The organism is Gordonibacter pamelaeae 7-10-1-b (genome assembly GCF_000210055.1).
Lineage (GTDB): Bacteria > Actinomycetota > Coriobacteriia > Coriobacteriales > Eggerthellaceae > Gordonibacter > Gordonibacter pamelaeae.
Genome location: NC_021021.1, coordinates 985,367 through 994,268 on the forward strand (window position 1 = coordinate 985,367; position 8,902 = coordinate 994,268).

Below are 8,902 nucleotides of genomic sequence, written 5' to 3' on the forward strand. Positions count from 1 at the left end.
CCCGTCGCGAAGGCGAAGCGTACGCCCGTGGCAAGCGAGCCCTTCTACCAGGACCGCATCTCGAAGCAGGCCGAGCTGCTGCGCCAGCACTACCGCCTGAGCGCACGCGAGACCGAGGTCATGGAGCTCATCGCGCGCGGCAATACCGTCGCCCGCATCGCCGAGGACCTCGTGGTGTCCGAGAACACCATCCGCACGCACTCCAAGCGCATCTACACCAAGCTGGACATCCACAAGAAGCAGGAGCTTTTGGACCTCATCGACTCGTTCGACCCGAGCGAGCTGGGGGACTAGGGCAGTTCGCAGGGCGCCTGCGCCGACCGCGCGGAAGGGGCTGCGTCGAATGCGACGCAGCCCCTGAATTCGCCCTGCGAACGCAGCGCCTTTAGAACTGCATGGCGTAGAACAGCACGCGGGCGGCCACGAGCGCGGCCAGCACCGCCACGTTGCCCAGGACCAGGTAGGGAACAGCCTTGGTCGCATCGGTCGCAGCCTGCCTGCGATAGCGCGCCTCGAGGTCGGGGACCACGTTGCCCTCGGCCGCCGGGCTGGCAGCTGCCGAATCGACGCTGTTCCACGGCATGGCCGCAACGCCCGCCGTGCTGCCAAGGGGCGCCGCCGAGCGGCCCGAGCGCGGCCCGCTCAACGCCCCGCGCATGCAGGCGAGCGCCACCACGAACCCGGCGATGGACACGATAAGGTACACCCAGGCGCCTGGCACGGCATCGGCGCCAGGGAAGATCGCGGCCACTGTGGCCTGGGCGTTCATGAGCTGGACCGTGATGGCGAGGATAGACACCACCGCGCCCACGAGCGCCGTGACGAGCGCCGCCGTGCCGAAGCGCGTCTCGCGCGCCTCGGGAAGGGCCCTCGCAGCAGCCAGCATGAGCATGCCCAGCGGCACGCCGCTTGCCAGGCTGAAGCCGGCGAACCCGAGGGGCACGATGATCGAGGCCCACAGCGGGACGTCCGACATCATGTAGGCCGCGCCAATGGCCACCGAGTACACCACCGCCAGCACGGCGACCACCGTGGCGAACGCCTTGCGCGCGCCGTCGGACAGCCGGCCGACCATGGCCACGATCCAGTACACCAGCGCCACGACGGCGAACGCCACGGCCATGAACACCGCGAACCCGAACGCCCCGGGGTCTATCCCCTGGATAACCAGAAGCGCGCTTTGCGGCGTGTTCATGAACGCGACGGCCGCGATCACACCTACTGCCAAAATGACCAGGGGCAAAAGCGTCCATCGGTCGATACGCCGCAAGGTCTCCGCCGAGAAGCGCGTCGTGAGGAACGCAATGGCCAAGCCGATGAACGCGCCCGAGGCCATGGGCGCGGCCGCTGTGAAGAACACGAGCGGCAGTTGTAGATACACCAGATCCATAGAACCAACCTCCTTGAAGCGCTAGGCTCCTTCGAATGCCGTTATCCGCGGCTATCGTAGGCGCTCGCCCAAGGATGCTTCCGAGGCTATCCGCGATTCCTCTGAGCCGTTGCCGCCCCGAAGCGGTCCCGCGATGCGAAGGCCGGTGCGGCTCAGAGCGTGCAGCGTCCCGGGAGGAGCCCCGAAAGGACCTTCCGAGGACCGAGAGGCGTTCAGCGCAACCCGAAGACGTCCTTGATGGAGTAGACGCCGGCGGGCTTGCCGTCGAGGAACTGGGCGCAATCGACGGCGCCGCGGGCGAAGCAGTCGTCGCTGTAGGAGTAGTGCGTGATCTCCAGGCGCTCGCCCAGGCCGCCGAAGTACACCTTGTGGTCGCTCGTGATGTCGCCGGCGCGCAGCGAGCGGAAGCCCACGCCGCCGGGCTTGCGCGCGCCGTGGCCTGCGCGGCCGTATTCGGCCAGCTCGTCGAGCGTGGTGCCTTTGAGCTCGGCGATCATGTTGCCGATGATGACGGCCGTGCCGCTGGGCGCATCCAGCTTGTCGCGGTCGTGCTGGTCGATGATCTCGATGTCGCACTCGTCTGCAAGGGCGCGCGCGGCCGTTTCCACGAGCGCGAGCATGACGTTCACCATCTTGGAGGTGTTGCATTTGAAGATGACGGGGATGCGCTCGCCCGCCGCCTCGAAGCGCGCGAACTGCTCGGGCGTGAAGCCGGTGCTCGCGGTGACGAGGGCCTTGCCGTGCTCGACGGCCAGGTCGAGCGTGCGCAGGCACTGCTCCACGCTGGACACGTCGATGAGCGTGTCGCACTCGTCGATGACGGATGCAAGGTCGTCTGCCACGGGGATGCCCAGGTCGCGCCCGAAGCCTGCCACCTGGCCGAGGTCGCGGCCGATGTAGTCTCGGCCGGCCGGCCCCACACCGCCCACCAGCTCCATGCCCTCGCGCTCGTCCACGAAACGGCAGATGGGCTGGCCCATCTGCCCGTGGCACCCGACGACGATCACCTTCATGCCGCGCTCCTTCCCACCGTGTGGCAGCATCGCCAACAGGCGCGCTGCTCGTTTTCGCAAGTATAAGGGGTGCAGGCGGCGAAAGGCCTATGGCGAGTCGACAAAGGCGGGGTCGGGCTGCCTTCCGGCGCACACTAATCACCGATTTTTGCAGAATTTGGACGCTACCCGCTTTTCGCGGTTTCGCCATCAGGCATTTCCCCGGCCCATTCCTCAAAGCTCGGCCAGTCCCACGCCTCAGGGGCGGAAAACTGTAAAAAACTGGTGAATAGTGTGCGTCGGAAGGACTTTTCGGCAACCAACGAGCGCGGGCCTCGGGCATTGGCCCCGCGCGATAGCCACGGTGCCGCCCCGAACAGCGACCGCCCTATCGCCCCGAGCTGCAACCATATCGCCCCAGGCTTCGGCCATATCGCCGCCGGGTCAACTCCGGTCCTGCGGCCCTATTCCCCGGCGCCCTCCTCGCCGAACAGCACGTCGAACAGGTAGCGCGTGATGGTGGCGCGCCTCACCACGCCGACGAGCCTGCCGTCCTCGTCGATGACCGGCACCTTCTTGAACTTCTTCTTCGCCAGCACGTCGGCGATCTCGCCGATGGACTGGTCGGCCGTGACGCACAGCACCTTCTGCACGGCCAGCTCCATCACGTTGCGGTGCTTGAGCGCGCGGGCCTTCTCCTCGAAGGACTCGTTGTCGTACAGCACCATGTTGGCGTAGCCGCCGCCGAAGATGGAGCGCGTTTTCTGCGCGGCCACCGCCTTCATGATGTCGCCGTCGCTGATGAACCCCACCACGTGCCGGTCCTCGTCGATGACGGCCAGGCCGCTCGTGCCCAGCTCATTGAACAGGGCCACGATCTCGCCGAGGTTCTGGTCGTAGCGGCACGTGTACACGTCGCGCTCCATGATGTCGCCTATTGTGCGGTTCATCGCACCGCCCCTTCCGTCGCTTCTTCCATGCGCGCGGCCGCACCGGCGGCCGTCACCTTCGCGGGCGCCTCGACTTCTGCCTCCCCGAACGCCCCAACCTGCGGCACAGGCGTGGCGACTGCGCGCTTCTTCGCATTGTGCACCTTCAGCACGGCGACGATCAGCGCAATCGCGGCGACCGCCGCGGAAATGCCGTACGCCACGTCGATGCCCGCCGCCGTGGATGCCACCGGGCCCGCTTCGGCGTTCGCGGCGGTCACCATGGTCATCACGGTGACGATGAGCGCCGTGCTCACCGCGCCTCCCACCTGGCGGCCGGTGTTGCTGATGGCGTTGCCGTGCGCGATCATGTCGTTCGGCAGCGCGTTGATGCCCCAGGTGGTCACCGGCATGTTCGCCAGCGTGAGCCCCGAGGACTGGATGACGTAGAACGCCACGAGGTACGCCACCGTCGTCTTGTCGTCGACGAAGGACAGCGCGGCCAGCGAGGCGGTGAGCCCCGTCAGGCCCACGATGGCGATGACGCGCGGGCCGAACTTGTCGAACAGCATGCCGCTGATCGGGCTCAGGAAGATGGTGGACACGGCACCCGGCGTCATGAGGATGCCGGTTTCGAACGCCGTGAGCCCCAGCACGTTCTGCAGGTAGATGGGCAGGATGACGCTGCCCACGGCCAGCGCCGAGTTCACCACCGTCACGATGACGGCCGAGTAGGCGAACGTCGGCGTCTTGAGGGCGCGCAGCTGCAGCAGCGGCTCGTCGAGGTGCAGCTGACGGCGGACGAACCACGCGAGCGACACCACGCCCACCGCGATGCTGCCGACGACCACGGCATTGCCCCAACCCAGCGTGCTGGCGCTGGAGAAGCCGTACAAGAGGCCGCCGAACGCGAACGTGGACAGGACGATGGACGGCACGTCGAGGTGCGGGCGCTTGAGCTCGCCTACGTTGGAGAGCAGGAAGAAGCTCACCGCCAGCACGAGGACGGCGAGCGGGATCATCGACCAGAACATCATGCGCCAGCCCCATGCGTCGATGATGCCGCCCGCCAGCACGGGGCCGGCCGCCGGAGCGCAGCTCATCACGATGCCGGCCATGCCCATGGCCGTGCCGCGTTTCTCGGGCGGGAAGATGAGCATGGGCACCACGCCCACGAGCGGCAGCTGCACGCCCGCGCCCGCCGCCTGCAGGATGCGGCCCACGATGAGCAGCTCGAAGCTCGGCGCCGCCGCGCACAGCGCCGTGCCCACGATAAACGCCGCCATGGACGCGAAGAACAGCTTGCGCGTGGAGAAGCGGTCGATGAGGAACCCGGTGATGGGTACCATGATGCCGTTGACCAGCATGTAGATGGACGTCACCCACTGCGCGGTGCCGGCCGAGATGGCGAACGCGTCCATGAGCTTCGGCAAGGCCGGAGACAGGACGGTCTGGTTCAGGATGGCGAGGAACGCACCGGCCAGCACGATGCCGATGACGGTGATCTCCTTGCGGGTCACCTTGTGCTGCCGGGCTATCAACTGTTGCTCGTTCAAGAGCGCATCAACTTCCTTTGCGAACGCGTCGGACGCCGAGCCGTGCCGAAGCGGCGGCGGGCGTCGACTATGAGGTTTCAGGGGAAAGAAGGTTGCGGGGAGGCGTCAGCGGACGCGCATCACCCGAGCGAGCTCGTTCAGCGCCAGCCTTGCCACACGCCCGGGCCGACCTCGCCCGTCGAGCGGAACGCGGCCGTGCGCGTGCGGCGGCGCGAAAGCTGCCGTGAGCAGGAATAGCGTTCGTGTATATGCAGAAGCGATTTCACAGCGGGCAAGTATACCGGAAGCCGAAACCCCCGTATCTTCGAGAAAGCAGGTCGCTCCAAGCGATTTCCACAGTTCCGGCAAAAAACGCAACGCCTCTCATGCCACGTTCTCCGAAATAGGGAGCCAGAAACCAGCGCTGGGCGGGTCGCGTCGAACGCACGACCCGCCCAGCGCCATCCGGCAGAAGGCGCTCCTACGCCTTGCGCACGTCCACCCACAGGTCGAACTGGGCGGCTCCCCCGCCGACGGGGTCGCACACGCCGCCTCCTCCCGCCTGGGTGCCGTCTTCGGGCAGAAGCTCGTTCATGCAGAAGCCGCGGCCGCGGCCGCCGGCGAAGCCGGTCTTCTGCTTGCCGGGCTCATCGCCGTCGAGGATGCCCTCCTCTTCGAGGTAGTCGGGCGCAGGCTCTACGGGCTCGCCGTCGATGCGCACGGCGCGGGCGGCGTAGCCCTGGTGGCCGAACGAGTAGTTCGCGCCCACCACGCCGGGGCGAATGCCCTCGGTCACGCGCACGTGGCCGGCCAAGATGCCCTCGGGGCCCACGATCTCCACGGCGTCGCCGTTCGCCAGCCCGCGCGCGGCGGCATCGGCCGGGGCCATCCACACGAAGTTCTCGGTGGTCAGCTCGCGCAGCCACGACGAGGCGATGGTGCGGTGCGTGCCGTTCGTGCGGGCCTTCCAGTTGACGAAGGCGAGCGGACGGTCGACCGAGCGCCCCATCGGCGTGCCGTCGGCCAGCGACACGGGAGCCGTGTGCGCCAAACCGTCGAAGTTCTCGCCGCTCAGGGCGTTTTTCAGCGAGGCCGTCTTCGGATCGTAGAACGCGCACAGACCGGCGTACCGCGTCTTGATGAGGTCGCCCTCGTAGCCGTCGCCCTTCGCCGGGTCGGCCGAGGCGAAGCGCCCGCCGCGGTTGAGCACGTACACCACCTTGGGCCACTCCTCCTCGGTAACCGCGGCCTTCCACGCCGCGAGGTCGAAGGCGTCGCCCAGCGCGCGGGTGCGGGCGCGCTCGAACAGGGCCAGCTCGTCGGCATCGGCGTCGGGCGCCGGCTTCTCGCCAGCGTACGCGATGTTCGCGGCCATCTTCAACCAGTAGTCGTACTCGGTCGAGAGCGCCGCCGCGCCGTCCGTGCCGCCCTTGCCCACCGGCACGGCGGCCTCGCCTGCGCCCGGCAGCCCGAGGCGCTGCATGAGGTCGAGGTACACGTCCTCCACCGAACGCGGGCCCTCGTAGGCGCGGACGGCCGGCTGCCCCAGCTGGATGAGCTGGTACTGCTGGTTGGGGTAGATTGACTCCTGGCTGAACCGCTCGAGGTAGGTCTTGTCGGGCAGCACGAAGTCGGCGAAGCGCGACGTGTCGCCGATCTCCACGTCGAACGACACGAGAAGGTTGATCTTGGCAGGATCGCCCAGCACGTCGCCCAGGCGCTGGCCGCCCGGCGTGGAGTCCACGAGCGAATGGCGGTGGATGAACAGCGCGCCCAGGTGGTCGTACACGTAGCCGGCGCGCAGGGTGGGCACGATCTCGTGCGAGAGGTTGCCCGGCAGCGGGTACCACGGACGCGGCGCGGGATAGCCGTCCTGCTTGAAGTAGCTGGTCTTCTCGTACTCGGTCTTCTGGCGCGTGATGGGAATGCCCCAGCCCGCGTGCGCGTCCGGCACGGTTTGCAGGTCGTAGCGGCCGGTGAACGGGGCGAACTTGGCACCGGCGGCAAGGTGCCCGCCCTTCCAATCGTGGTTGCCGATGAGGAAGTTGAGGTAGCCCACCGCGCGCACCGCGTCGAACCCGTTGGCGTGCATGGCCGGGCCGCGATAGCTCATGACGCAGGCGCGATTGCCGTGGCTCGTGAACTCGCGCGCGACCTCCTCCACCACGGCGGGCTCGATGCCCGCGTCGGCGGCGTACTCCTCGAGCGTCCGCTCGCCCACGCGCTCGCTCAACAGCTCGAACACGCTCTTCACGCGCGACGGCTTGCCCTTGATCTCGATCTCGGCATCCACCAGGAGGTCGGCCGCGCCCTCCACGGCGTCGGCAGCCACGAGCTGGCCGTCCACGAACACGAACCGCGCGTCTTCCGCCATGGGCTCGCCGTCGGCACCGGCTTCGCCGGCGCGGCCGAGCACCTTCGCCGTGACGATGGGCCGGTTCGGCAGATCGACGGCCACGAGATGCGTCGCGTCCGACCACGTGGGCTCTCCCAGCGCTGCGGCCGCCTTCTTGCCGGGCGCCGCCAGGTAACGGGCGTCGTAGCGCTCGTTCGCGAAGATCCACGACATCAGGGCGAAGGCCAGCTTGGCGTCCTTGCCGGGCATCACGGGCAGCCACGCGTCGGCCTTCGACGCGCTGCGCCCCTGGCGCGGGTCCACCACGTAGAGCTTCATGCCGCGCTCGCGCGCCGCCGACAGGCGCGGAGCCAGCCACGACGGCCCCTTGTTCGCCGTCATGGGCTCGGTGCCCCAGATGATAAGGCACTCGCAATGGTCGATGTCGGCGTACATGCGCTTGTGCTTCGTGGTGGGATGCGTGCGCACGTTGGCCATGACGCCCGTCATGCCGCATACGCCGCCGTGGTTGAAGTTGTTGACGGAGCCGAAGCCGTTCTGCGTGAGGCGATCGCCGATGAGGAACATGCGGTCGCCGCCGGCCGAGCAGAACAGGTTGGACTTCGGGCCCAGGTCGGGGTGCTTCGTGTCGATGAGGACGTCGGCCCACTTCGCGTCGAACTCGCCCTGGGTCATCGCGCCGGACTCAACGAGCGTGACGTCGGCCTCCACCTGCTTCTTCGGCGCCCAGGCGTACCACTCGGCGATGCCCGGCGTGCCCAAGGTCGGCGAGCCGTGCACGATCTCGTCGAGCGCCGTGTCCCAGTCCACCGTCTCCCATTCGTCGCCGCCGCGCGCGCCGACGCGTCGCAGGGGCTTCGTGATGCGGAACCGGTCGTGCGCCAGCTGGATGCCCGACTGGCCCTTGAGGCAGATCATGCCGCCGTTCGTCGCGCGACCCGCCACCGCCATGCCGCCGTCGGGCGAAAGCGCATCCTCCGGGCGCGTCTCGTAGGGCACGGGCGCGTAGGGCTGCGAATTGAGCGGCGAGTACGGGTTGCCCGCTATCTTGCGCACGAGCGCCGTGGCTCCCTCGTTCGCCTCCGCGCCGTCGGCCGCGTCGGCCACGCGCACCTTGATGGTGCAGTACGTGTTACAGTTGTTGCACATCGACAGGATCACGTCGTCGGCCGCGTACGCGCCGGTAGCGCTGCCGCGTCCGTGCGGCTTGTCGGTCAAAGGATCGTCGTTTTCCATGTAAGCCCCCAATCCGGTTCCCGTTGCCACGACGCCCAGCGCCACCGCGCAGCCCGCACCCACGACGGCGCGTCGCGACGGCGTGCCGAACATGCCGGCGCCCTGCTGCGCTTCGTCCTTACGCTGCACCTCCATCGCGCACCTCCTTGCCCGTCGAAACCTCATCGCGCGGCGATGCGCCGGACGCCGCACCCGATGCCGTATCTGCGCCGACGTCCGCATACGCGCTCTCCACCTGCGCCTCGCCTTCGCTCGCGCCCACGCGCTCGAGCGGCAGCGGGCGCACGGCCAGCCCGTAGCAACCGACGGCCAAACCCAGCACGAACAGGGCAGCCATCACCTCGCCTACGCTGGGCACGTACGCCGGCACGGGCATGCCGTCCAGCAGCGGCACGGAGAACCCGGCCACCACCAGCACGTAGCGCAACGCGAGGATGCCCGCCATCGACGAGAGCGCCGCGCCC

The 8,902-nt window shown here is 68.3% G+C and carries 6 protein-coding genes and 1 pseudogene; 1 reads left to right on the forward strand and 6 read right to left on the reverse strand.

Going from position 1 to position 8,902, the window contains the following annotated elements:
- On the forward strand, positions 1 to 294 hold a 294-nt coding region (locus tag GPA_RS04640; RefSeq protein ID WP_041239098.1), incomplete at its 5' end, for a response regulator transcription factor.
- 91 nt (positions 295 to 385) lie between these two features.
- Here the strand turns inward: GPA_RS04640 and GPA_RS04645 are convergent.
- The 6 genes and pseudogenes from GPA_RS04645 to GPA_RS04670 all read right to left on the reverse strand — a co-directional run.
- Positions 386 to 1,390: a DmsC/YnfH family molybdoenzyme membrane anchor subunit gene (locus GPA_RS04645; protein WP_015539094.1), complete on the reverse strand. Its 1,005-nt coding sequence runs from the start codon at positions 1,388 to 1,390 to the stop codon at positions 386 to 388.
- 212 nt (positions 1,391 to 1,602) lie between these two features.
- Positions 1,603 to 2,403, reverse strand: a complete 801-nt coding sequence (gene dapB, locus GPA_RS04650) for a 4-hydroxy-tetrahydrodipicolinate reductase (protein ID WP_015539095.1) — start codon at positions 2,401 to 2,403, stop codon at positions 1,603 to 1,605.
- A 443-nt stretch (positions 2,404 to 2,846) separates the two neighbouring features.
- A complete protein-coding gene (locus GPA_RS04655; RefSeq protein WP_015539096.1) occupies positions 2,847 to 3,332 on the reverse strand; it encodes a CBS domain-containing protein in 486 nt (161 codons plus the stop codon).
- Positions 3,329 to 4,867 (reverse strand): MDR family MFS transporter, encoded by a 1,539-nt coding sequence (locus tag GPA_RS04660; protein ID WP_227154858.1) that lies wholly within the window; start codon positions 4,865 to 4,867, stop codon positions 3,329 to 3,331. The genes GPA_RS04655 and GPA_RS04660 overlap by 4 nt, the downstream gene beginning before the upstream one ends.
- Positions 4,868 to 5,327: 460 nt before the next feature.
- Positions 5,328 to 8,573 carry a molybdopterin-dependent oxidoreductase gene (locus tag GPA_RS04665; protein WP_015539097.1) on the reverse strand — a complete coding sequence of 1,082 codons (3,246 nt, stop codon included), beginning with the start codon at positions 8,571 to 8,573 and terminating at the stop codon, positions 5,328 to 5,330.
- A pseudogene (locus GPA_RS04670) lies at positions 8,557 to 8,902 on the reverse strand (NrfD/PsrC family molybdoenzyme membrane anchor subunit); the annotation flags it as partial. The gene GPA_RS04665 and the pseudogene GPA_RS04670, both read right to left, overlap by 17 nt.